24 protein-coding genes are annotated in these 25,087 nt (G+C 46.4%); 19 read left to right on the top strand and 5 right to left on the bottom strand.

Annotated features, from left to right (window positions below; all coding sequences use genetic code 11):
• Positions 1-34 precede the first annotated feature (34 nt).
• From U9J37_RS09000 to ygfZ, 3 genes are all read right to left on the bottom strand, one after another.
• Positions 35-241 carry a DUF1107 domain-containing protein gene (locus U9J37_RS09000; protein ID WP_005472913.1) on the bottom strand — a complete coding sequence of 69 codons (207 nt, stop codon included), beginning with the start codon at positions 239-241 and terminating at the stop codon, positions 35-37.
• Between the two features lie 614 nt (positions 242-855).
• Positions 856-1,329 (bottom strand): aminoacyl-tRNA deacylase, encoded by a 474-nt coding sequence (locus U9J37_RS08995; RefSeq protein WP_005472802.1) that lies wholly within the window; start codon positions 1,327-1,329, stop codon positions 856-858.
• Positions 1,322-2,287: a tRNA-modifying protein YgfZ gene (gene ygfZ, locus U9J37_RS08990; RefSeq protein WP_005472926.1), complete on the bottom strand. Its 966-nt coding sequence runs from the start codon at positions 2,285-2,287 to the stop codon at positions 1,322-1,324. Before ygfZ ends, U9J37_RS08995 begins: the two co-directional genes overlap by 8 nt.
• A 230-nt stretch (positions 2,288-2,517) precedes the next feature.
• Here ygfZ and U9J37_RS08985 point away from each other — a divergent pair, with 230 nt between their 5' ends.
• Positions 2,518-2,778: an FAD assembly factor SdhE gene (locus U9J37_RS08985; protein WP_005472867.1), complete on the top strand. Its 261-nt coding sequence runs from the start codon at positions 2,518-2,520 to the stop codon at positions 2,776-2,778.
• Entirely contained in the window at positions 2,747-3,145 is a 399-nt protein-coding gene (locus U9J37_RS08980) for a protein YgfX (protein WP_322413802.1), read from the top strand. The genes U9J37_RS08985 and U9J37_RS08980 overlap by 32 nt, the downstream gene beginning before the upstream one ends.
• A 19-nt stretch (positions 3,146-3,164) precedes the next feature.
• Here the strand turns inward: U9J37_RS08980 and nadB are convergent, their stop codons facing one another.
• Positions 3,165-4,778, bottom strand: coding sequence for an L-aspartate oxidase (gene nadB, locus U9J37_RS08975; RefSeq protein ID WP_005472788.1), 1,614 nt, complete (start codon positions 4,776-4,778; stop codon positions 3,165-3,167).
• A 408-nt stretch (positions 4,779-5,186) separates the two neighbouring features.
• On the opposite strand from nadB, the gene rpoE reads away from it, so the two are divergent.
• The 14 genes from rpoE (at position 5,187) to U9J37_RS08905 (ending at position 17,521) form a co-directional block, all read left to right on the top strand.
• The gene (gene rpoE, locus U9J37_RS08970; RefSeq protein WP_005472797.1) at positions 5,187-5,765 is read left to right on the top strand and encodes an RNA polymerase sigma factor RpoE; all 579 of its coding nucleotides are present in this window, start codon (positions 5,187-5,189) and stop codon (positions 5,763-5,765) included.
• A gap of 26 nt (positions 5,766-5,791) precedes the next feature.
• Complete coding sequence (locus tag U9J37_RS08965; protein WP_005472785.1) at positions 5,792-6,427, top strand: RseA family anti-sigma factor; 636 nt, start codon at positions 5,792-5,794, stop codon at positions 6,425-6,427.
• The gene (gene rseB / locus U9J37_RS08960; protein WP_005472833.1) at positions 6,424-7,389 is read left to right on the top strand and encodes a sigma-E factor regulatory protein RseB; all 966 of its coding nucleotides are present in this window, start codon (positions 6,424-6,426) and stop codon (positions 7,387-7,389) included. Before U9J37_RS08965 ends, rseB begins: the two co-directional genes overlap by 4 nt.
• Entirely contained in the window at positions 7,386-7,856 is a 471-nt protein-coding gene (locus U9J37_RS08955) for a SoxR reducing system RseC family protein (RefSeq protein WP_005472898.1), read from the top strand. The genes rseB and U9J37_RS08955 overlap by 4 nt, the downstream gene beginning before the upstream one ends.
• Positions 7,857-7,995: 139 nt before the next feature.
• Positions 7,996-9,789: a translation elongation factor 4 gene (lepA, locus tag U9J37_RS08950; RefSeq protein ID WP_005472871.1), complete on the top strand. Its 1,794-nt coding sequence runs from the start codon at positions 7,996-7,998 to the stop codon at positions 9,787-9,789.
• 105 nt (positions 9,790-9,894) lie between these two features.
• Complete coding sequence (gene lepB / locus U9J37_RS08945; RefSeq protein ID WP_005472889.1) at positions 9,895-10,791, top strand: signal peptidase I; 897 nt, start codon at positions 9,895-9,897, stop codon at positions 10,789-10,791.
• Positions 10,792-10,864: 73 nt separating this feature from the next.
• The gene (rnc, locus tag U9J37_RS08940) at positions 10,865-11,542 is read left to right on the top strand and encodes a ribonuclease III (RefSeq protein WP_005472919.1); all 678 of its coding nucleotides are present in this window, start codon (positions 10,865-10,867) and stop codon (positions 11,540-11,542) included.
• Complete coding sequence (era, locus tag U9J37_RS08935; RefSeq protein ID WP_005472818.1) at positions 11,535-12,512, top strand: GTPase Era; 978 nt, start codon at positions 11,535-11,537, stop codon at positions 12,510-12,512. The genes rnc and era overlap by 8 nt, the downstream gene beginning before the upstream one ends.
• An 82-nt stretch (positions 12,513-12,594) precedes the next feature.
• Positions 12,595-13,320: a DNA repair protein RecO gene (gene recO, locus U9J37_RS08930; protein ID WP_038140758.1), complete on the top strand. Its 726-nt coding sequence runs from the start codon at positions 12,595-12,597 to the stop codon at positions 13,318-13,320.
• A complete protein-coding gene (gene pdxJ, locus U9J37_RS08925) occupies positions 13,317-14,048 on the top strand; it encodes a pyridoxine 5'-phosphate synthase (protein ID WP_005472790.1) in 732 nt (243 codons plus the stop codon). Before recO ends, pdxJ begins: the two co-directional genes overlap by 4 nt.
• 3 nt (positions 14,049-14,051) lie before the next feature.
• Positions 14,052-14,432, top strand: coding sequence for a holo-ACP synthase (gene acpS / locus U9J37_RS08920; protein ID WP_005472872.1), 381 nt, complete (start codon positions 14,052-14,054; stop codon positions 14,430-14,432).
• 144 nt (positions 14,433-14,576) lie between these two features.
• The gene (locus U9J37_RS08915; protein ID WP_322413801.1) at positions 14,577-15,866 is read left to right on the top strand and encodes a hypothetical protein; all 1,290 of its coding nucleotides are present in this window, start codon (positions 14,577-14,579) and stop codon (positions 15,864-15,866) included.
• 10 nt (positions 15,867-15,876) lie between these two features.
• Complete coding sequence (locus U9J37_RS08910) at positions 15,877-16,287, top strand: hypothetical protein (RefSeq protein WP_043887059.1); 411 nt, start codon at positions 15,877-15,879, stop codon at positions 16,285-16,287.
• Entirely contained in the window at positions 16,280-17,521 is a 1,242-nt protein-coding gene (locus U9J37_RS08905; RefSeq protein WP_005472925.1) for a GGDEF domain-containing protein, read from the top strand. The genes U9J37_RS08910 and U9J37_RS08905 overlap by 8 nt, the downstream gene beginning before the upstream one ends.
• Positions 17,522-17,558: 37 nt before the next feature.
• Here U9J37_RS08905 and barA read toward each other — a convergent pair whose 3' ends face one another.
• Positions 17,559-20,348, bottom strand: a complete 2,790-nt coding sequence (gene barA / locus U9J37_RS08900) for a two-component sensor histidine kinase BarA (RefSeq protein ID WP_005472923.1) — start codon at positions 20,346-20,348, stop codon at positions 17,559-17,561.
• A 158-nt stretch (positions 20,349-20,506) separates the two neighbouring features.
• Here barA and rlmD point away from each other — a divergent pair, with 158 nt between their 5' ends.
• From rlmD to mazG, 3 genes are all read left to right on the top strand, one after another.
• Positions 20,507-21,826 (top strand): 23S rRNA (uracil(1939)-C(5))-methyltransferase RlmD, encoded by a 1,320-nt coding sequence (gene rlmD / locus U9J37_RS08895; RefSeq protein WP_005472796.1) that lies wholly within the window; start codon positions 20,507-20,509, stop codon positions 21,824-21,826.
• A 69-nt stretch (positions 21,827-21,895) separates the two neighbouring features.
• Positions 21,896-24,115 (top strand): GTP diphosphokinase, encoded by a 2,220-nt coding sequence (relA, locus tag U9J37_RS08890; protein ID WP_005472859.1) that lies wholly within the window; start codon positions 21,896-21,898, stop codon positions 24,113-24,115.
• Positions 24,116-24,222: 107 nt separating this feature from the next.
• Positions 24,223-25,029, top strand: a complete 807-nt coding sequence (gene mazG / locus U9J37_RS08885) for a nucleoside triphosphate pyrophosphohydrolase (protein ID WP_005472885.1) — start codon at positions 24,223-24,225, stop codon at positions 25,027-25,029.
• The last annotated feature ends 58 nt before the right edge of the window (positions 25,030-25,087 follow it).

The following is a 25,087-nucleotide window of genomic DNA, read 5'->3' as shown; positions in this document are numbered from 1 at the left end:
TCGCCAACCCTTCTTAATTCTATCGTGTGAAATTTTAAGCGTAGGCACAGCGAAGTTTCATGATCTCTTCGTTCACTTCTTTAACCGCTTTAAAGTGCCTTTTTTCGGCCTTTTCTGGAGGTAAGAGTTTGCCGTTATCAAACTCAAATTTTCCTACGCCGTATATGTAAATTCTTCCCTTAAACAGCCGACTTACGTGTTTAGCAATCATACCTGGTGTATAGCGCTTAAACAGTCTCATAAATAAATCCTTATGTTTAGCAAGCACTGCAAATTATACGAATTTCCCCCTTATAAATATGTGATAGTGGTGGAGGAATATGCAGTTTTAATGGGTAAATTGGATATTTGTGCTGGTGTAAGCAAAAATTCGGATAGATATCCAATTTAGTGTGATTGTTACCTCAATTATCTTCTGTTATCTGAACTCTTATCTGACTTCAGTTAGCGCACATTAAGCCAGATCAATATGACAGAAATAAGAATAGTTGAAGTTTTTAAGGATGTGCTAATTTATTGTAAAAATTTTATAAAAAAAGCCCGCTCATTGCGGGCGAATAGTCACAGATGCATTACACAAAAAGTGGATGTCCTGAAACAATCAGTGGATTCACTTTTTTCGTTGGTGAAGGATGACGAAAAGGGTCGATAGGACCTCTACGCCTTATCGTCTCTAGGTTAGATGACACTCTTACCTAAACTATAACCAACAGGATAAGCATAATCTAAAATACATCTTGTGACTATATATGCTTATTAAATGAATAATAATTTAACTATCACGGTCATTTAATTGCGGATTGAGTCACTTTTTTATTGCAATTAGATGTATAGGATGGGAGAAAGTTGCAATCTTTATCGACAAATGTCAGCGAAAATCGGCTGGCACAAGCGTATGAGATCGTCACGCTTTAGAGCAATACCTGCCATATTTGAACCGCTACTGATCGTCACTTCATCTTCAAGGCTTATTCGATGATCAAAAATGATCGACATGGGTGTTGTCAGAAGAAGCGGGGTTACAGTGCCGATTTCATAGCCGGTCAGTTCAGGGACGCTTTTCAGGTCGACACATGTCATCCTGCGACAGTTTAAGATTGCGCGCACTTTTTTTGGATCCACAGATTGATCTCCAGGAGCGCAAGCGAGTGCGTAGAGATCGCCCATATCCCGTAGTACGATTGACTTAACCATCTGACTCGGGCGTATACCGCGTTGCCGCGCTGCATCTTCGATAGTGGTCGCTAGAGTCCGGTGAGGCAGCAAGCGAAAAGGCACTTGCTGCTCAGTTAAATAGCGTGTGATCTTGGTATCGAGATAATTATTCATCATCTAGCGAGTAAGGTAACGGGGCGATGGTCCAAATCTGATCCGGTTGGGATTTTAGACGTAATTTGGTATCGGCTTCTAGGTTGTTTGGTAACACAATCAATCCTGTCGCTTTGCCATCATTGAACTGATAAGTTGTCATGAGGGTGCCTGCACTGCGCCAGTTCTCTCCAACAGCTCGTTCGAGTTCTGCACCTTCTTCAATTGCGGATGCCGTTGTCCCTTTGACGATGAACATGGCGCGTTTATTCATACCGCGGTATTTCGCGCGAGCAACCGTCTCTTGACCGGTATAACAGCCTTTGGTGAAGCTGATTCCGCCAATGGCTTGTAGGTTAAGAGCTTGAGGAATGTGTTCATTTTGCTGCTCGTTTGATACGAAAGGCAAAGCGGCTTCAATTTCATAATAGGTCCACAGTGACTCTTCAACTCGTTGAGCAGAGCAGTTAGCGAGCAGTGACTCCACGCTTGCTTCGCTAACGATAAGCAACCAACGCTGCGGCCCTACTTTAACTGCGGTTCCTCCATCAATAGGACGCACATCGCCTGTCTCATTTGAAAGCGAATCTACCCAAAATGTTGCCTGTTCTCCCATCACGCCAAAGAGAACATCATCGCTTTGTGCGATATCAACTTTGGAAAAAATGGCGTATTTTTTCAGTTCGGTCAGTTCGACATCGATGGCAGACTTTGGCTGAACCATCGCATAGCCGCCATTGTGGTGAAACAGTCGGAATACGCTCCACACTTTACCTTTTGCGTCGCAGTGTGCGCCAAAGGTTGATTGAGTTTGTTCGAGAGTAACCACATCACAGGTGACTTGCCCTTGAAGGTAGGACTTTTTGTCATCGCCGATCATGCTGATCGCTCCCCATGAGGTTAAGTGGGTAAGAGCAAATTCTGGCAATTCATCCGTAGAGGATAGTGATAAAGGTGCAAACGTATTTTGCCAATCCATGTTAGTTACCTGCTGTAAATTCAGTGCCACTATGTTAAAGCCTAATGCCCTGATGAAACAACCTTTACCCGAGTGTGCCCATTTCGTTTCGGATTCATTTTAGAGCAGAGAAAGACAGCTTTAGGCTGGATATTTCTCTGGCGTATTCGGGAGTGTGACTGAGTTGGTAGTTGTCTATGGGTTTGCTTGATAAACTCGGGCTACAACAACCGAAAAGGTGAGGAAATAGAATGTACACCGCGGAAGAAAAAGCGCGCATTAAGTGGGGCTGTCGTCGAGGTATGCTAGAGCTCGATGTGGTAATCATGCCTTTTTTTGAAGAATGTTTTGAGTCGTTGAGTGAAAATGAGCAGCGTGACTTTGTTTCTCTGCTAGAGTGCGACGACCCAGATTTGTTTACTTGGATTATGGGACACGGGCGCAGCGAGAATTTAGGTCATGCTTCGATGGTAGATAAGATTGTCGCGCATAACCTCAGCAAAGTCCGCTAGAGTTTATATAGCAGAATCCCAGCGTTCATCTCAGGCCAATATTGCTCTTGCGGTATTGGCCTCTCTCATTGTTATCCTCTCCGAAATACCTCTTTTTCTTGCAGCAATCTTCATAGTTTTGTTTATAAGTATTTGCCGAAAGCGCACCTTGCTTATTCCCCCGATGAAAGGAGAGCTGTACGTAGACTCTTCAGGTCATATTCAATATCAAGGCGAATCAGTGACGATTCGTAAAGTCATTTTTACCCTAGACGAGTGGTGCGTTTGGTTTTGGTTCCAGGATGGGCGACGAGTGCTGTTATGGCGAGATAGCTTGGATGAGGGGGCGTATCGACACTTGCTGGTGGTATTAAAAAAGGAGCACTAAGCTCCTTTTTCGTTGGCGTTTATTGAAGTTTTTCTGGCACTAAAATTGTAGGTCCACTGTTTTCTGCTTGTTCTGGATAATCCAGCGTATAGTGGAGCCCGCGACTCTCTTTTCTTTCCATCGCACAACGCACCATAAGCTCAGCAACTTGCAGCAAGTTTCTCAGTTCTAATAGGTTATTCGACACTTTAAAGTTGCTGTAATATTCGTGAGTCTCTTGCTGAAGCAATTGAATACGACGCAGTGCTCGTTCTAAGCGTTTGTCCGTTCGTACTATTCCCATGTAGTCCCACATAAATAGGCGCAGCTCATGCCAGTTGTGTTGGATAACAACTTCTTCATCGGAGCAGCTCACTTGGCTTTCATCCCACGCAGGTAGGCTTGGCGGTAAATCGGCTTGGTCTAACTTCTTGAGGATATCTTTGGCAGCAGACCAGGCGTAGACCACACACTCAAGCAGAGAGTTTGAGGCCATGCGGTTCGCACCATGCAAGCCGGTGTAGCTGACCTCTCCGATCGCATAGAGTTGCGCCAAATCGGTCTCGCCTTGGAAGTTCACCATGACACCGCCACAGGTATAGTGCGCAGCAGGAACCACGGGAATTGGTTCTTTTGTAATATCGATGCCCAAATCTAACAATCTCATATTGATGGTTGGGAAGTGTTTCTCGATAAACTCCGCCGGCTTGTGACTGATATCTAAGTACATACAGTCCGCGCCCAATCGCTTCATTTCGAAGTCGATAGCACGAGCGACGACATCACGAGGGGCGAGCTCTTCGCGTTCATCGAAGTCGGGCATAAAGCGAGAACCGTCTGGCCTCCGAAGGTATGCGCCCTCACCACGTAAGGCTTCTGTTAGTAAGAAATTGCGCGCTTCTGGGTGGTACAGACAGGTGGGATGGAATTGGTTGAACTCCAAGTTTGCAACGCGGCATCCTGCTCGCCAGGCCATCGCAATACCGTCTCCTGAAGAGACATCTGGGTTGGATGTGTATTGATACACTTTGGATGCACCACCTGTTGCAAGCACAACAAATTTCGCGCGAACAGTTTCAACTTGCTCTTGGTTTCGGTTCCAAATGTAGGCGCCAACCACTTTCTTGTCATCGCCACCAACTTTGTCTTCGGTGATTAAGTCCAAGGCATTGTGGCGTTCTAGCACCGTGATATTCGGGTGATTATGGACGTTGTCTTGCAGTGACGTTTGCATTGCCATGCCAGTCGCATCTGCGGCATGAAGGATACGACGATGGCTGTGTCCCCCTTCGCGGGTTAGGTGATAACGCGGTTCTTCATCACTGTCATCGTCTTCACGGTCGAAAGGTACACCACCATCAATGAGCCACTGGACACATTTCTTTGCGTTTTTAGCAATGAACTCTACAGATTCTTGCTCGCAGATACCTCCACCCGCGATGAGTGTGTCCTGCACATGTGACTCGATACTGTCGGATTCATCAAAGACTGCGGCAATCCCCCCTTGCGCATAGTAGGTTGCCCCTTCACTGCGTGGCCCCTTACTTAGCACGATGACTTTGCCATGTTTTGCTACACGTAACGCCAACGATAGACCGGCTGCGCCACTACCCACCACTAACACATCACATTGATGTTCACGGTTTGCGTTCATAAAACTTTTATTTTCCCGAGTTAAATTTTACCACTGCCAACTCTGTTAAACGGCGTAACAGGACAGAAGCGAAAGAGCGATCCCGCTCTTAAATTAGTCATTGAATTGCCAATGCGGCCCCCAAATCGAGGGAGCCAATCCGTTATAGTACCACCGTGCGGATGGCTTTGCATAAAGGCAATTGTTGTTAAAGGGCATTGCTTTTCTTCACTCTCATCCTCACAATCCACTCATGAGGATTATTGATACGCCATTGTGTAAAAATAGTTTGAAGATTAATTGAACTTATATTTATTCGCTAGGTCACAATAGTGCTCAAGTAAGCAGTGGTGTCAATACTACATTTTGCATAATTAATGCTCATATCTAAAAAGGTGGGAGCGAAGAACAATAGGAGTACCCGCTCGAATGAACGAGCAGCTGACCGATCAAGTGTTAATTGAGCGAGTTCAGAATGGGGATAAGCAAGCATTTAACTTGTTGGTGACTAAGTACCAAAACAAGGTTTGTAACCTTATTTCTCGTTACGTCAATAATCCTGGTGATGTACCAGACGTAGCGCAAGAAGCATTCATTAAGGCGTACCGAGCAATCCCTAGTTTTCGAGGTGAGAGTGCCTTTTACACCTGGTTGTATCGAATCGCGGTTAATACTGCTAAAAACTACATCGTGGCTCAGGGGCGTAGACCACCTGCTCAAGATGTAGATACTGAAGAAGCTGAATATTACGAAACTGGAAGTGCTTTAAAAGAAATTTCGAACCCTGAGAACTTAACGTTGTCCAAAGAATTGAAACGAGTGGTTTTCAGTGCAATCGAAGCACTTCCTGATGATTTAAAAACTGCAATGACACTTCGCGAGCTTGATGGCTTGAGTTATGAAGAAATTGCAGCGGTGATGGATTGCCCTGTCGGAACGGTGCGCTCGCGTATCTTCCGTGCTCGTGAAGCGGTTGAAAAGAAAATTCAACCTCTTCTGCAACGCTAATACCAGTAATAGTAATGGTGAAAATAATGGCTGACAAAGAGAAGCTTTCAGCACTCATGGATGGAGAGTTGGTCGACAAGGCTCTGATTACCGATTTAGAGCATGACCAAGATTGCCTGCAGACCTGGAAAAATTATCATCTCATCGGAGATGTAATGCGTGGTGACGCACCGGAAAAGCCGGAGTGGAATATCGCTGAAAGTGTCGCTTTAGCGCTAGAAAACGAACCTGCTCATACGTTATTCTCTACGTCCGATTCGGTCGTGGATCTTGACGAGCATCGAGTGGAAGAATCGCAACCAACGCCTCAACAAGCGAGACGCCAGTTGCCAGCATGGCTAAACCAGTTTGGTCAAGTCGCTATGGCTGCATGTGTATCATTGGCCGTTATTTTAGGCGTCCAGCAATACGGTGGGGGAGATGCCTCAACGCCAGAGGCGGATCAACTGCCAGTGTTGCAGACTATCCCATTTGCTGGGAGTGCTGAGCCTGTGAGCTTGACTCGTGAATCGGTGGCGCATTCTAACCAAAGTAGCCAGGCGACAGTTCAGGAGCAACGACGTCGAATTAATGCGATGTTACAAGATTACGAACTACAATTGCGTTTAAACAGCGAGAGTGAATCGGTAGATAGTAATCACCCAGAAATGGTAGTTGAATGAGAAAATTTCTGTTCAGTGTGCTGACACTGTTCAGTTTGAATACAACCCCAGCCTTTGCAGAGCAAACGCCTGCAGGGGCTTTGTTGCATCAAATGAACGAAGCAAGTCAGCATCTCAATTACGAGCTGTCCTATATTCTAATCAAGAAAAACAGCATCGAACCTTTGCTTTATCGTCATGCGCGTCTAGACGATGAACAGCTTGCACACCTTGTTTATCTCAGTGGTCCTGTTCGAGAAGTGATTCGTCGCGGTGGCGAAGTGAGCTATATCGAACCAGGCGTTGAGCCTTTTACCATTGACTCTTCCAGCATGGTCGCACCGACCATACCTTTGTTAAATGCAAATATTGAAGAGTTGAGTGAGTTTTACGACTTTATCCAAGTTGGTCGAGCTCGTGAAGCGGGCACTGCATGTCAGGTGTTACGAGTGGTGCCTAAAGATGGTCTTCGTTACTCCTACGTCTTGTGGGTGGATGAAAAAAGCAAGCTACCGTTGCGAGCCGATCTTTTAGATCGTGACGGGGAAGTATTGGAACAGTACCGGACCATTGCCTATAGCGTAAATGATCAGGTGCGTACGATTCTAAGTGGTTTGAATGACGTTAAGTTGCCGGAAGTGCTTTCGTTGCCAAAAGGGCAGCTAGAAGAGTCGTTTTGGCGTGTTAACTGGATTCCAAGTGGTTTTGAGCCTAAAGAACTCAATCGTTATCGCATGGTGAACACTGAGCGTATGGTTGAAAGCCAGATGTACAGTGATGGACTATTCAATTTCTCGGTTTACATTGCTGACAGTGACAACTTGTCTCTTAAAGGACAGCTTGTTCGTCAAGGCCGAAGAACCTTACACAGCTTTGTGAATGGTAACCTTGAAATTTCTGTGGTGGGGGATATTCCTCCTGCAACCGCGAAGCGCATTGCACAATCTGTGGTTGTTTCAGCTCCGGAAGGTAAGCCCCAATGATGACCGCGTTAGCAACAGTTTCTCATGTTACGTCTTCAGCAAAAGGGTTTGAAGTTGAGCTTACATGTGAGCAGCAAACTAGCTGCAGCAGTTGTTCATCACAAAAAAGTTGCGGCACCGGCATTGTTTCCAAGGCGATCGGCAGCAAATCTTTATCGTGGCATATGCTGACTGACAAGCCCGTCAAAGAAGGGCAGGTTGTCGAGATCGGTCTGCCGGAAAAGCAGTTATTGCAATCGGCTGCTGTTGTTTACCTAGTGCCACTATTCGCCCTCATTTTAGGTGCTTTTCTCGCAAACGGGTGGTTAGCGCCGATGCTAGGGGCGGGAGAAGGTCTCGTTATCTTGAGCTCTGCTATCTTTACAGGTGTTGGTATTTACCTTGCCAAGCTCTGTACTCGGAAATTGGAGTCCCAGTCTTCGCAGAGAGTGACTTTGCTTAGAATACTTGGTGAGCCAATTAGCTAGTGCGAAGCGCCCAGAAATTGGGTAGAATCTGCCAACTTGATCGAAATGCCGTCAAATGACGGCATTTCTGTACCCCTCGCGCGAACTGCGGTCGGGTATCTATTGTCCCTAATTTTTAAGAGTTTAGTCACCCCAAATCATGAAGCACATTCGTAACTTTTCGATTATCGCCCACATCGACCATGGTAAGTCGACCCTATCTGACCGTTTAATCCAAGTTTGTGGTGGCCTTAGCGACCGCGAAATGGCGGCTCAGGTTCTCGATTCTATGGATCTAGAGCGTGAACGTGGTATCACCATCAAGTCGCAAAGTGTGACGCTTAACTACACTGCCAAAGATGGCGAAACGTATCAGTTGAACTTCATTGATACCCCAGGACACGTTGACTTCGCGTACGAAGTGTCTCGCTCTTTAGCGGCATGTGAAGGTGCATTATTGGTTGTCGATGCTGGTCAGGGTGTTGAGGCTCAAACTCTTGCTAACTGTTACACTGCGATCGAAATGGATCTAGAGGTGGTGCCAATCCTAAACAAGATTGACCTACCAGCCGCTGACCCTGAGCGCGTAGCAGAAGAGATCGAAGAAATCGTTGGTATTGATGCGATGGAAGCGACGCGTTGTTCAGCTAAGACGGGTATTGGTGTTGACGATGTACTAGAAAATATCGTTTCAGCTATCCCTGCTCCAGAAGGTGATCCAGAAGCGCCACTACAAGCGTTGATCATTGACTCTTGGTTTGATAACTATTTAGGTGTTGTTTCCTTAGTTCGTATTAAAAACGGCGAGCTCAAGAAAAACGACAAAATTAAAGTGATGAGCACGGGTCAAGTTTGGGGCGTTGACCGTTTGGGTATCTTCACTCCGAAACAAGTTGATACTGATATCTTGCGTACTGGCGAAGTAGGCTGGGTGGTTTGTGGTATCAAAGACATCTTGGGTGCGCCTGTGGGCGATACGCTGACTCTAGCGAAAAACGGCAGCGACGAGCCACTCCCTGGCTTTAAGAAAGTAAAACCGCAAGTATATGCTGGTCTGTTCCCTGTTTCTTCTGACGACTATGAAAACTTCCGTGATGCCCTAGGCAAGCTAAGCTTGAATGATGCGTCACTGTTCTACGAGCCAGAAAACTCAGCGGCATTGGGTTTTGGTTTCCGTTGTGGTTTCCTTGGCATGCTGCACATGGAGATCATTCAAGAGCGTCTTGAGCGTGAGTACGACTTAGACCTGATCACCACTGCGCCAACGGTTGTGTACGAAGTGGAAGAGACTAACGGCAACATTCTGTATGTCGATAGCCCAGCTAAGCTTCCTGCTGTGAACGATATTGAAGAAATCCGTGAGCCAATCGCTCGCTGTAACATTCTTGTACCATCTGAGTACTTGGGCAATGTTATTACTCTTTGTGTCGAGAAGCGTGGCGTTCAGGTTGATATGGTGTACCACGGTAACCAAGTTGCTGTGACGTACGACATCCCAATGGCAGAAGTGGTACTGGACTTCTTCGACCGCTTGAAGTCGACGTCTCGCGGTTACGCCTCACTGGATTACAACTTCCAACGTTTTGAAGCGTCTAACATGGTTCGTGTTGATGTTTTGCTTAACGGCGATACGGTTGATGCACTGGCAATGATCACGCATAAAGATCAGGCGCAGACTCGTGGCCGTCAGCTTGTTGAGAAAATGAAAGAGTTCATTCCTCGTCAGATGTTCGACATTGCCATTCAGGCCGCCATCGGCAACCACATCATCGCTCGTTCGACCGTGAAACAGCTGCGCAAGAACGTAATCGCCAAGTGTTACGGTGGTGACGTGAGCCGTAAGAAGAAACTTCTGAAGAAGCAGAAAGAAGGTAAGAAGCGTATGAAGCAGATCGGTAACGTCGAACTGCCTCAAGAAGCCTTCCTTGCGATTCTGCATGTGGGCAAGGACTAGAGTTGAACTACTCTCGTTCCGGTCTGTCATAACAGGTTATGACAATAAAATAAGTGAAAGGGTCTCGGCTCTTTCACTTTCGTATTTTTGAGATAAGGGAAGTCAATGGCGAATACATTTTCACTCATTCTTGTAATTGTGACTTTGGTGACGGGCATTGTTTGGGTGTTAGAGAAGCTGGTTTTTGCAAAGAAACGCCAAGAGAAAGTGGCGGAAATCGAAGCTCAAACCAACGGTTTAGATGCTGCTGTTGTTGAAAAAGTAAAAACTCAACCGTGGTGGATTGAAAATAGCGTCTCGATTTTTCCGGTGATCGCTGCCGTTCTTGTTCTGCGCTCATTCATCTATGAACCGTTTCAGATTCCATCTGGTTCAATGATGCCAACTCTACTCGTCGGCGATTTCATCTTAGTCGAAAAATATGCGTATGGCCTGAAAGACCCTGTATGGCGTACTCAACTTGTCGAGACGGGTAAACCTGAACGTGGTGATACCGTTGTATTTAAATACCCACCGCAACCAAGTATCGACTATATCAAACGTGTCGTTGGTCTGCCGGGCGATACAGTTCGCTACAACAGCAAGAAAGAAATCTGTATTCAGTCGCCAGGTGAGTCGAGCTGTAAACCTGTCAAACTTTCTAATGTCGAAGAGAGCCAATTTATCCAAAATGGCATCCCTTTGATTCAACTGGATGAAAAGCTAGGGGAAGTCGGGCATCAAATCTTGGTCAATCCGCTGCGCCGCGATCGTGTTGAAGCTTATCAACCGCGCAATGGCGTCAATGAGTGGGTTGTTCCTGAAGGTCAGTATTTTGTTATGGGTGACAACCGCGACAACAGTGCTGACAGTCGCTACTGGGGCTTTGTTCCAGAAGCAAACCTAGTCGGTAAAGCTGTCGCCATCTGGATCAGCTTCGAGTTTGAGCGTGGCGAAGACAGCATTTTACCTTCTTGGATTCCAACTGGTGTTAGGTTTAATCGCATCGGTGGTATTAACTAATTTCTTATGAGCGCGGGAGTGTGTGATTCACACTCCCGCCCTTTGAGAATGCAACACAAATTAATGAGAGAGCATGAATTCTCCTATTGCAAAACTAGAGAAAAAGGTTGGTTATCAGTTCAATGATGCTGAGCTAATCAACTTGGCGCTAACACATCGAAGCGCCAACGGAAAACACAACGAGCGTCTTGAGTTTCTGGGCGATTCAATTTTAAGTTTTGTCATTGCTGATGATCTTTATCACCGTTTCCCGAAAGTGAATGAAGGGGATATGAGCCGTATGCGTGCGACACTGGTTCGTGGCAATACGTTGGCTGAACTAGGTCGTGAATTCGAACTAGGAGATCACTTAAAATTAGGTCCAGGTGAGCTAAAAAGTGGCGGTTTCCGTCGTGATTCAATTCTTGCGGATGCCGTGGAGGCGATCATTGGTGCCATCTATTTGGACAGTGATATTGAGGTAGTGCGTAGCATTATCTTAAGTTGGTATCAATCGCGTCTTGATGCGATAAAGCCTGGTGTTTCGCAAAAAGATCCGAAAACTCGTCTTCAAGAGTTCCTTCAAGGTCGAAGAAAACCACTGCCAGCGTATACAGTGACTAATATTAAAGGTGAAGCACATAACCAAGAGTTTACGGTTTCGTGTGAAGTAGCAGGTATTGGACAGCCTGTAATTGGTAAAGGCACCAGCCGCCGCAAGGCAGAACAAGCGGCTGCTGAATTGGCACTAGAGCAATTGACCAATGACTGATTCAACAGATAACAACGAATTTGATATCGATGCGTTTTTCTCATCGAACAACAAGCCTGCAAGCACACCAGAGAACCAACACTGTGGTTTTGTGGCCATCGTAGGTCGCCCTAATGTGGGTAAATCGACGCTTTTAAACCGTATTTTAGGTCAGAAGATTTCGATTACCTCGCGTAAACCTCAAACCACACGCCACCGAATCATGGGTGTAGACACGGAAGGGGATTACCAAGCGATCTACGTGGATACTCCTGGGCTTCACATTGAAGAAAAACGTGCTATCAACCGTTTAATGAACCGTGCGGCTAACTCATCGTTAAGTGATGTGAACCTTGTGTTCTTCCTTGTGGATGGGACGCATTGGACTGCTGATGATGAAATGGTTCTGACTAAGCTGCAGAAATCGAACTTCCCAGTCGTATTGTGTGTCAACAAAGTTGATAACGTACAAGATCGCAATGACGTCATGTTGCACATGATGGAAATGTCGAAGAAGATGGAATTTGTCGATGTGGTGCCGATCTCGGCAAAACATGGCAAAAACATTGATGTGTTGCGCAAGCATGTACGCGAGCATCTGCCAAAAGCGACTCACCACTTCCCTGAAGAGTATGTGACAGATCGTTCTCAGCGTTTCATGGCTTCTGAAATTGTTCGTGAAAAACTGATGCGTTTCACTGGTGAGGAACTGCCTTACTCAGTGACCGTTGAAATCGAACGCTTTGACTACAACCCGGAAACGGATGGCTTCCACATCAATGCTCTTATCTTGGTTGAACGCAGCGGCCAGAAAAAGATGGTGATTGGTAAAGGCGGTGAGAAGATCAAAACCATTGGTCGTGAAGCTCGCCTAGATATGGAAGAGCTGTTTGGTCGTAAGGTTTACCTTGAGACTTGGGTTAAAGTGAAGTCTGGCTGGGCGGATGACGAGCGAGCGCTCCGCTCTCTTGGCTACATTGACGATTTATAACGAGTAAGAGGCTTTGCGCTTCGCTCCGCGAAAATAGAGTAAAAGGGGCCATTGGGCTCCTTTTTTGTATTTAGAAGGTGATATGTCTGCAGAAGGCTTACAGCGTTGCTTTGTATTACATCGACGACCATACAGTGAATCGAGCCTCATTTTGGATGTGTTCAGCGAAGAGTATGGCCGCGTCACCCTGATGTCCAAGGGGGCAAGGAGTAAGCGTTCCAATTTAAAAGGCGCGCTGCAGCCTTTTACGCCCTTGTTGTTGAAATGGTCGGGAAATGGCTCAATGAAAACATTGCGTCAAGCCGAGCCAATTAGCCTAGGCCTCCCGCTCACAGGTATTAATCTCTATTCAGGTATGTACGTCAATGAACTGATTGGTCGAGTGCTTATGGCTGAAGTGCCGATGCCTGCACTGTTTCACGACTATCTGCATGTTTTAACCGAGCTTGCGCAATGTGATAACCCTGAACCTGCATTACGCCGATTTGAACTGGCGCTGTTATCTGCAATGGGGTACGGGGTTGATTTCCTTCATTGTGCGGGGAGTGGGGAGCCGATTGAGCCCACGATGACTTACCGATACCGAGAGCAGAAAGGTTTTATTGCTTCCGTTCGGTATGACAATTTAACGTTTAAAGGCGATGAACTGATCGCGATCAGCGAACGTAGATTTACCACAAAAGAACAACTTAAAGCGGCAAAACGCTTTACACGTATAGCCTTAAAGCCGTATCTTGGCGGCAAACCTTTAAAAAGCAGGGAGTTGTTTGTAGCAATGATTCCCCGAGCACGGAGTATTGGAAAATGAGCTCAATCTACCTAGGTGTTAACATCGACCATATCGCGACATTACGTAATGCACGTGGGACGAAATACCCAGATCCAGTGCATGCCGCTGAAGTTGCGGAGCGCGCTGGTGCAGACGGTATCACCATCCACCTACGTGAAGACCGCCGTCATATTAATGATAGAGATGTGCGCATTTTACGTGAAACAATCCAGACGCGTATGAACTTGGAGATGGCGGTCACGGATGAAATGGTTGAGATTGCGCTGAACACACAACCAGAGTACGTATGCTTAGTACCGGAAAAGCGTGAAGAGTTAACGACGGAAGGTGGCCTAGATGTCGTTGGTCAGCTAGAAAAAGTCAAAGCAGCAACCCAAAAGTTATCTGAAGCAGGTATTAAGGTGTCGTTGTTCATTGATGCAGACCGTGAACAGATTGATGCGGCGAAAGCATGTGGCGCGCCATTTATTGAGTTGCATACTGGCCACTACGCAGACGCAGAAACGGAAGAAGATCAGCAAGACGAGTTGAAGAAGATTGCAGCAGGTGCTAGCTATGCTGCAGACCTTGGTATCACGGTAAATGCTGGCCACGGTTTGACTTACCATAATGTTGCAGCCATTGCGGCAATCCCTGAAATCTATGAACTTAACATCGGTCACTCTATTATTGGGCGTGCGGCGTTTGACGGTTTGCACAAAGCGGTCGCCGATATGAAAGCGCAAATGGTTTTAGCACGTAAATAAGCCATGGCCATTGTAGGTTTAGGGACTGATATTGCGGAGATCGAGCGAGTTGAGAAAGCACTCGCTCGCTCAGGTGAGCCATTTGCCAGACGGATCTTGACCGACACTGAATTTGAGCGATTCAAAAGTCTCAAGCAGCAAGGTCGTTTTTTGGCCAAGCGCTTTGCAGCCAAAGAGGCGGCGTCAAAAGCCTTGGGGACGGGTATTGCCATGGGTGTGACGTTCCATGACTTCAATGTCACCAATGACCAGCATGGTGCTCCTATTCTCACCTTGAGTGACAAAGCTGCGGAGCTGGCGAAGACGAAAGGCGTGCGGCACATTCATTTATCGATATCGGATGAACGACATTACGCAGTCGCCACTGTAATTTTTGAGCAATAAGCGACCTTAGGTCGCTTTTTTTATCGGTGATGTTTTATTTTAGTAATTGCTTTATCACACTTTCGTTGGTTATTGTTATACTTGTAAGCATAAATATAAACTATAAATTTGTAGCCTAGCGTCTAGACACAAGGACAGCAGTCTATGCCTAATAAGTTTTACAAGTTTGCAGCTCATGGTTCTTTAGTATTAAGTTTTTTGAGTTTGCCATCATTAGCACATGCAGTGGATTTGTCTTTTTCAGGCTTTGGTACTTTAGGCTATGCCTATGAAAACCAAGATGAATTGGCGTTTCGCCGCGATATAACGCGTACTACTGATATCGATACAGACGGTTCATTCCGAGTCGATTCCAACATTGGAATGCAATTTGACGCGGCGTTTAACCGAGACTGGTCATTCACAACTCAGTTCCTCTTTGATCAAGGTGTCACCTATGACCTTGATGAGTTAACAGAGCTTGCTTTCATTCGTTACTCGCCTAATGCTAGTTGGGATTTTCGTGCGGGTCGAATTGGTGTCAGCGCCTACGCGGCGGCAGATAGTCGTCATATCGACTATGCGCACTTATGGGTTCGACCTCCCCAAGAGTTATATGGCGGTATTGTTTTTAACTCACTTGATGGGATCGGTGCCACGTACTACTCCAACAACGCCTACTTCAATTGGAAAGCATCGCTAGAGTATGGTCGCAACCAAGAAGTTGGTGAGGTGCCTTTGTCCAACGAAGAGTATTCGACCGACTTAGACAATGTCGTCAGTCTCTCTTTTGAAGTGGATAAAAATGAATGGAAGTGGCAGCTCTCTTATGCTCGTGTGGGGTCTTTGACTGTCAACCAAACGGGTCAAACCGAGTTACTACAAAATAGTGTCGACCAATTTGCCAACAACCCAGGCGTTGCCGCGTTTTTTCCAGCAATCAGTGCGGAAGCACTACGCACCCGTGATGCTTTGGTTGTTGAAAATGAGCAGATTCACTACTTTCAAGCCGCTGCCCTTTACTTTGACGGGTTGTGGACCTTTCAAACCGAGCTTTTTAATATCGACGCTCAACAAGACTCCATCCCGCAAGGTTATGGAGGCTACGCGTTAGTCGGGCGAACATTTGACTCTTTAACGCCTTACGCCATTTACGGTCGCTTTAAACCAAGTTCATCACCATTTCAGCAAGATGAAGATTGGAGCCAAGCTGGAGCGCAAGCAACACAATTACAGGGAGCGACGGAAGCCGCCATCAACTCGGTTCGTATCGATCAAGAATCTTACTCAGTCGGATTACGTTGGGATGTTTCTCCTTATATTGCGCTCAAAGCACAGTATGACCACGTTAAGATCAACCCCTATGGGTATGGGCTGTGGGCTTCGACGCTGGAGACCATGGGCAGTTCGAGTCGGGTCCATTTGTTCAGCCTCAATATGAACTTTATCTTTTAGGGAGGCTGAGATGAAATATTTAAGCTTCCTCCTTCTGTTCTTATCCTCTCACACTTTCGCCGGCTTTTATGTGGTGGTGAGCGAAGAGAGTAGCATCGCCGCGTTTGATGTTGATGATATTGCTGATGTCTATCTGGGCAGAAAAAAAGTATTGGGGTCGTCATATGTTGACCAAGTGCTTGACCGAACTGGTGAAGAGCGGAGACGTTTTTTTGCCACCGTGGCGAACATGCGTGAGAGTCAGGTGAATGCTTACTGGGCAAAACTAAAATTTTCAGGAAGCATGAGGGCGCCTGAAGAAGTCGATTCAACTCAAGCCTTGCTCGAAAAAGTAATAGAGAATCCACAAGCCATTGGCTACATGACAGAAAAACCGCCTGAAAATTCAGGGGTTAAGGTGGCACTTTACATTGATGAATAGACCTAAGCTTAACTCTCTTTCCAATAAACTGCTGAAAATCATTTCGATATTGGCACTTTCCTACTTGGTCGTTATTCTGTTGATAATGATTCCAGTAGGGTTCTTGCAGGCAGATAAGGAACATAAAGAGCTAGAGCAGAAGTTGGTGTTGTCATTGTCCGGCTCTGCGGCGATTGCATTGTATGTGAACAACGCCGAAATTGCCGATGAAGTGATTTCTGCATTATTGCTGCATGAAGAAATCGATGCGGTTCGTCTAGAGAGTGACGATGGTGTTTCATTTGCGTCCAACCATCTTACTATTGATAAGAAAGATCTGTGGGCACATGCGAATACTTACCGTCTTTACTCGCCAACAGACGGTGAGCCGTTGGGGACGCTCTATGTGCACAACAACCATTCCGCATTGCAAAAAACGACGTTATCTCAAGTGTTTAATCAGGTGATGTTCGTCTTTGTTCAGTTTTTGGTCACCGTTATTGCTCTGATACTGGTTTTTAAAAAGATTGTCGGTAAACCCCTTGCTGATCTCTCGGAGGCAATGTACACCGCAACACCAGAGAATCCAAAGAAGATTCCCATCGATGTTGAAAACCAGAACAACGAGCTCGGCGTGGTGATTCATAGTGTGAACACTTTTATTGAGAACTCGCGCCAAGCGATTGAACGAGAACGAGAGTTACGTTCTCAAATTGAACACTGGGAGCATTACTATCGCAACATGGCGGAGCAAGATATTCTTACAGGATTGAAGAACCGCTTGGGATGCGAAAAGTATGTAGAGCAAGCGTCTCGCACCAGCCAATACATCGCGCTGCTGTTGATCGATTTGGATGGCTTTAAAGCGGTCAATGACACTCATGGTCACGCCGCTGGAGACCTAATATTGACTGAAATTGCCGGTCGATTCTCTGACCTACAGGCCAAGAGTAATGTACCGGGCATCGTGGGGCGTATCGGTGGTGATGAGTTTGTTATGTATCTAGTGCTCCAAAACAATGATCACAACCTACTCGCGACAGTTGCTCAGCAGGCTATTGATCTCGCCAATTTGCCTTCGGTCTATAATGGCAACTCAATTAATGTTGGCTGTAGTGTCGGGATTGCGGTACAAGCAAGTAAAGGCATAGTAATCGAGAAACTGCTACACCGAGCAGACCAAGCGATGTATCAGGTGAAGCAAGAGGGTAAGAACAGCTATCACTTCTACCGCGGAGAGCAAACTGCGCACTGAGGCATGGATAGATGCCATGCCTCAGGTTTAGGCTACGTTAGCTTTTCTTCAAATAGGGCTGCGCACTGGCGACCACTTTTTCCATTTCATCTTGTAGTTCAAGCAACTCCGGCTCGAGGTCTTCGATTTGAGTCCCTGAACGTAATGCTTTTTCAATGGTTGCACAGACTGTTTTCAGTCTTGGTACGCCGCAGTAAGAGCTGCTTCCATGCAGTTTGTGCACATGATGAATCAGCAGTTCACTGTCGATGGACTCCTCTTCAAGTGCGTTGTCGACGACATCGACAACCTCTGGAATAGAGTCCACGAGCATCTGCAACATATCTTTGGCAAGATCTTCTTTGTTGGCGGATTGTTTCAATGCCGCCTGCCAATCAATGATCATATTCGAATGTGTCGCGGTTGTGGACGCGGTTGGCTCAAACGGGTCGGGTTGAGCAGATAGATCCAACTTCTCAATCTGTGCATCCGTCGTTTGCGGGCTCCAATGCATCAACACTTGTTGTAATACGTGTTCTTCAATTGGCTTGGTTAAATAGTCATCCATGCCGGCTTTGAGTAAACGATCTCGCTCTCCACTCATGGCATGGGCGGTTACCGCAATCACAGGCGTATTGGCGTTGAGTTGAGTCTTCTTAATCTCCTCGCAAGCGGTGACTCCGTCCATATGTGGCATCTGAATATCCATCAGAATAATATCAAAGTGACGTTCCTGAGCTTGCTGCACAGCATCAAGACCATTGGTGCAGGTAATCACACGTTCAACGCGTTCTTGGAGCAAGGCGCTAATGAGTTTCAAGTTAGCAGGGTTGTCATCGACAGCCATCACCGTCAGTGGCAAGGTCTCGTCTTGAACAACGACTTCGGGCTCGATGACTGGCAAATTATCTTGATTCGCCGAGAGTGTTTGTAGCAAACGCTTACGAGACAGAGGCTTAGTAATGCAGTGAATCGGGTAAGACTGAATCAAGTCATCGGAGAGAGCCAGCGCGGTACTCGGTACGCCGACAACGACATGCGGTGCACAACGCAGAGCATGCTCAACTTGCTGCTCGACTGCGGAGGTTTCGTGTTCACGATTAGGCGCTAAGTTGAGCAGAACATAGTCGAATTGCTCAGCATCTTCCGGTAGTGCTGAGCGATAGGTCACAACCAGACCAGCTTGTACTAACTGTTGCTGGGTCACAGACGCCGCCTGCATATTTGGTTCGACCAAAAGAAGCGAGCGCTGCTTCAAGCTGTCTGTATCGACCATCTCGGTAACGGGCATATCTGTCGAGTGCAAACGCAAAGTGAACCAGAATGTAGAGCCTTGGTGAAGGCGACTGGTTAAGCTGATCTCCCCGCCCATCTGGCTGACCAGTTTTTGTGTGATGACCAAACCTAACCCTGTACCGCCATAGCGACGAGAGATACTCGCATCAGCTTGACTAAAGGCTTGGAAAAGCTGTGCTTGCTGTCGCTCAGAGATACCGATACCAGTGTCTCGAACCATAAACTGCAACTCAACCACATCTTCTTTTTGAGAGCGCATTTCAACGCTAATGTCGATATTACCGTGTTCGGTGAATTTGATGGAGTTGCCAACCAAGTTAGTCAGTACTTGCTGAATACGTAAGGAATCTCCGACTAGACCCGCTGGAATCTTCGGATCGATCTTCAATGTGAGTTCTAGCCCTTTTTCATGGGCGCTGGTGGCTTGCAAGCTGACCACTTCTTCAAGTGATTCTTGGAAATCAAACGGGATGCTTTCTAGCGCGAGCTTGCCAGCTTCTAGCTTAGAGAAATCCAAAATGTCGTTGATGATGTTGAGTAGATTGGTCGCTGATTTTTCAATGGTATTCAAATAATCGGTTTGGCTATTGGTCAGCTTGGTTTTTAGCATCTGACGCGTAAAGCCAATGACGCCATTTAACGGCGTGCGCAGCTCATGAGACATATTGGCTAAGAATTCAGATTTTACTCGAGCCGCTTCTTGAGCACGTTTTTTGGCTATGTCCAACTCTACGTTCTGAATCTCAAGCTGCTCTAAGGTTTCTCGTAAATCGGAAGTCGCTTGATCGATACTGTGTTGCATCTCGACGTGGTATTCCGACAGGGATACCGCCATGGCGTTGATACCGTTTTTTAACGAGTCGAGCTCACCGTGCATTTTGCCTTCGATTCGCACATCAAGGTGGCCGCGGCGAATTCGGTCGACCATATTTTTCATATGAGAAATCGGTCGCGTCACGTCATACATGAGCCGATAGGCAAAGACCGCAGAAAGTCCAAGACCAATCAGAAGAACAAGAACCGCCGAAAAAACCTCTTGGTATTGCTGAAGGCGAAGCGATGATAAGTCCAATTCGACGGCGACGTAGCCAAGTGCTGGCGTGTTTTCTTTGCCTCGATTGGTGGCAATTAGCCCAGACTCAGCAATGACGGGGGCGCGCATAATTAAGGTGTTGTCACTGAGCGTGGAATTGCCCAGCAGAGGGATGGCTTCTTGTTTCGGGTAAGTCAAAGACTCAAAATTCGGGTGAAAGTTAGAGGTGACAAACAATTCGTGGTTGTAGTCAAAAACCGCGATGCTACGAACAAATTTAGAGTTCTTCCTGTGTGCGTAACTGATTATGCGTCTGACAGACTCTCGACTATTATTTTTTAGACCCTCTTCGCTAGCAATCGCGAGTGGTTCAATAATATTTAAGCCCGAGTTGTACACCTGAAGTTCAAGGTCGTGGTATCGGTTGAATGAGAAAAACGCACTGAGGAGCAATCCGATGATCAGCGTTGGCGCTAAAGTTAAGGTAATAACGCGGGCGCGTAAGCCATATCTTGTCATTATTGTCTAAACATCGTGGTGTGGATATGGGAAAATAGTCGCAATATAAAGATGAGACTGCCGAGTCCTTAAGCATAATCAACTCGGTCAGCTCACACAATGATTCAGGCACAAAAGGTGGAACCTGAACAGCAATTCGAGCAATTAAGGCACAGAGCATGGCGCGTTTTTTCCAACCAAAGAAGAAAACTCAAGTAAACACGAAGCACCAATCCGTCTTGGTCGAAAAACTCGATCACCATGGCGCTGGTATCGCCTATCAAAATAAAAAGCCCATCTTTATCGAAGGGGCGTTACCGCAAGAACAAGTCTTGGTGCAAATTACTGAAAGTAAAAGAAAATTTGCCCGCGCGAACTTGATTAAGATTCAGACCGAAAGTGCAGAGCGCATTGCGCCTTTTTGCCCCCATTACCAAGTGTGCGGCGGTTGTAATATGCAGCACCTTGGTTTGGAGAAACAACAGCAACACAAGCAGCAAACCTTGTCCCAGTTAATGCGAAAATTTTCTGGCCAAACGACAGCTCTGGAAGCGCCTTTGGTCGGTGAAGCTCTCGGTTATCGCCGACGTGCACGCGTGAGTTTGAAGGTGGATAAAAAATCTCGTCAGTTGCAGTTCGGTTTTCGTAAGAAGCAAAGCAAAGAGATCGTCAATGTGGTGGATTGTCCCGTGCTTGATGCTGGCTTAAATACGCTAATGTCACCTTTGTTCGAGCTGCTAAAAACATTCCGTCATCAAGAGAACTTGGGGCATATTGAATTGGTAAAAGGGGACAATACTCGGGTCCTTGTACTGCGCCATATGAAGGCACTGGATGAGCAAGACCAAGCAGCACTTGAGGCGTTTGCAAAAGAGCAGCAAGTCAGTTTGTATTTGATGCCGCAAAGTGATGTCTTGAATCGTGTTATGGGTGACCAAGCACACTATTTGGAAACGGGTGTCACCATTCCATTTGAGCCAAATAACTTTATTCAAGTCAACCAAGATGTGAACCAAAAGATGGTCGAACAGGCGTTGAACTGGCTCGACTTAACGGCAGAAGATAGAGTGTTGGATCTGTTTTGCGGGCTAGGAAACTTCAGTTTACCAATGGCGAAAAAAGTGCGCTCTGTGATTGGTGTTGAAGGGGTTGATGCTATGGTGGAAAAAGCGACCCATAATGCGGAAATTAACCAGCTAGAGAATGCACGTTTCTTTCAAGCCAATTTGGAACAAGATATGTCTGGTCAGCCCTGGGCGACGGAAAAATTTGATAAAATACTGCTCGACCCAGCAAGAGCAGGGGCGAGCGGTATCGTAGATCAACTTTCTGACCTTGGAGCATCAAGAGTCGTTTATGTTTCCTGTAATCCTGCTACCCTTGCCAGAGACTCACAAAGCCTACTTAACCAAGGCTTCCAATTGAGAAAGTTAGGTATGCTGGATATGTTTCCTCACACTAGCCATCTAGAATCGATGGCGCTCTTTGTTAAAGACTGAACAAAGCCGTCGGTCGTGAGTCTGACATTGGGATAAGTCGAAGAAAAACGAAAAACTAGGACGAAAGAGATGGTTGCGGTAAGAAGCGCACATTTAAACCAAGACGAACAGTTTGAGCTAGATAAATGGATCGCGAGCCTGAATCAGGACGCCAACATCGCAAAGCGCCTCAAAGAGGTGTACCGCCAATGCGAGACCATTTTACAAGATCATGAGCAAGGTCCACTGCTGTTATGGCGTGGCCGTGAAATGATCGAAATTTTAATTACCCTTTCTATGGATAAGGCAACCCTCGTGGCTGCCTTGTTATTCCCGCTTGTATCCAGTGGTGCCTATGACCGCGAAAAGCTGGAAGAAGATTTTGGTAAAGAAACCATCAAATTAATTGATGGGGTTGAAGAAATGGCGGCATTGGGGCAGCTCAATGTCACGATGGAGGGCAGCGCGGCTTCGACTCAGGTAGATAATGTTCGCCGCATGCTACTTGCGATGGTTGATGACTTCCGTTGTGTGATCATCAAACTCGCAGAACGTATAGCCAACCTTGTCGAAGTAAAAAAAGCGCCAGAAGAAGTGCGCCAAGCTGCCGCAAAAGAGTGTGCCAATATTTATGCACCGCTTGCCAACCGTTTAGGTATCGGTCAGTTAAAGTGGGAAATGGAAGATTATGCTTTCCGTTACCAACACCCTGAAACCTACAAGCAAATAGCGAAACAACTCTCAGAGCGACGAATTGTCCGCGAACAGTACATCAAAGACTTTGTCGATGATCTGACCGCAGAAATGAAGGCATCATCGATCAATGCAGAGGTCAGTGGTCGACCGAAACACATCTACAGCATTTGGCGTAAAATGCAGAAAAAAGGGCTCGCCTTTGATGAGCTATTCGATGTCCGAGCAGTACGTATTATTGCTGACAAACTGCAAGATTGTTACGCCGCATTAGGGGCTGTGCACACCAAATACAAGCACCTTCCGAGCGAGTTTGATGACTATGTCGCAAACCCGAAACCAAACGGCTACCAGTCGATTCACACGGTTATTCTCGGACCTGAAGGGAAAACCATCGAGATCCAGATTCGTACCAAAGAGATGCACGAAGATTCAGAACTCGGCGTGGCTGCACACTGGAAGTACAAAGAAGGGGGCGGTGGTCGCAGTGGTTACGATGAGAAGATCACATGGCTGCGTAAACTACTCGATTGGCAAGAGGAGATGTCAGACTCTGGTGAAATGCTTGACGAAGTGCGGAGCCAAGTCTTCGACGACCGAGTCTATGCCTTTACGCCACGCGGTGATGTTGTTGACCTGCCAATGGGCGCAACGCCGCTTGATTTTGCTTACCATATTCACTCTATGGTTGGTCACCGTTGTATTGGTGCCAAGGTGGCAGGACGCATTGTTCCGTTTACTCATAAACTGCAAATGGGCGATCAAGTTGAAATCATTACGTCTAAAGAGCCAAACCCATCGCGCGATTGGTTAAACCCATCGACTGGCTTTGTCACCTCAGGGCGTGCACGTGCCAAGATCAACGCTTGGTTCCGTAAACAAAGTCGCGAGAAAAACCTTGAGGCAGGTCGTGAGATCTTAGAACAAGAGCTCACCAAGATTGGCGCAACACTCAAAGATGCTGAACAATATGGTCTCAAGCGTTTCAACATGAATACGCCTGATGAGCTCTATGTCGGTGTCGGTAGCGGTGATCTGCGTATCAACCAGATCATTAACCACATTAATGCCCTAGTGAACAAACCAACCGCCGAAGAGGAAGATCAGCAAGCGCTAGAGAAACTGCAAGAAGCAGAGAACAAAGCGCCTGTTCAAAGCCGTCCTAAGAAAGACGCGGTAGTGGTTGAAGGGGTCGATAACCTTATGACCCATCTCGCGCGTTGTTGTCAGCCGATTCCCGGTGATGAGATCGCGGGTTACATTACGCAAGGTCGCGGCATTTCAGTTCACCGTGCGGACTGTGAACAACTGGAAGAGCTGCGTCATCATGCACCAGAGCGGATTATTGATACGGTTTGGGGCAGCGGTTTTGTTGGTTCATACATCCTCACCGTTCGTGTGGAAGCAATGGAGCGCGGCGGTTTACTCAAAGACATCACCACACTGTTTGCCAACGAAAAGATCAAAGTCACCAGTATGAAGAGCCGCGTCGATTATCGTAAACAGCTCTCCATCATGGACTTCGATTTGGAAGTAACTAACATTGAGATTCTCCAGCGCGTATCGAAGCGTGTTGAACAGATTAAAGATGTCATGTCGGTCAAGAGATTGGGATAGTTTCCAACTCAGGTAATAGATAGATAACCTAAAGGTGAGTGGTTTTGGCTGCTCACCTTTTTATTTGATGACAGTTCTTAGATAGAAGGTTTAAAGGAAGAAGAAATATGAGCCATCCAATTGAGCAGTTAGAGCAAATCATGGCGCAGCTTCGTGACCCAGAAAGTGGTTGTCCATGGGATTTAAAGCAGAGTTTTGACACTATTGTCCCGCACACCATTGAAGAGACCTATGAAGTGGTCGATGCGATTTACAATCGCGATTGGCCAAATCTCAAAGAAGAGCTTGGCGATTTGCTGTTTCAGGTGATTTTTTATAGCCAGCTAGCCAAAGAGCAGGGGTTGTTTGATTTTTCAGAGGTTGTTGAGGCTGTAAATGAGAAACTGACACGTCGTCATCCGCACGTATTTTCCGATGTGGAGTTTGCGTCAGATGAAGAAATTAATGCCAATTGGGAAGCCGAAAAAGCAAAAGAAAAAGCAGAAGTAGGCAAAACAGAGCAAAGTATCCTAGACTCAATACCAAATTCTCTACCAGCTCTTTCTCGTGCTACAAAGATTCAGAAAAAATGCGCGAAATTCGGCTTTGATTGGGATTCGTTAGGACCTGTTGCAGAGAAAGTTCACGAAGAGATAGATGAAGTTATGGACGAAGCGCTTCAAGTCGATGTAAATCAAGACAATCTAGAGCTGGAAATTGGTGATTTACTCTTTGCAACGGTGAATTTAGCTCGTCATGTGCAGGTTAATCCAGAAGCCGCTTTGAGCAAAGCCAACTTAAAATTTGTGCGCCGCTTTAAAGCCGTTGAGGGAAAAGTCGCGGAGCAAAATAAAGCGTTACAAGACTGTTCGTTGCAAGAGTTGGACGAGCATTGGAACCAGATAAAGCGAGAAGAGAAAAGGTCTGGGCAGTAGATTTAGCGAAATGGGACAAGAATGACTCAACTATGTTTTGTGTGAGTTTGTTCTGTTC

The organism is Vibrio sp. 16 (assembly GCF_963681195.1).
In the GTDB taxonomy this organism is placed as follows: domain Bacteria; phylum Pseudomonadota; class Gammaproteobacteria; order Enterobacterales; family Vibrionaceae; genus Vibrio; species Vibrio sinaloensis_D.
The sequence above is the reverse complement of the archived record's forward strand: the minus strand, read 5'-3'. Positions and strand labels throughout refer to the sequence as shown.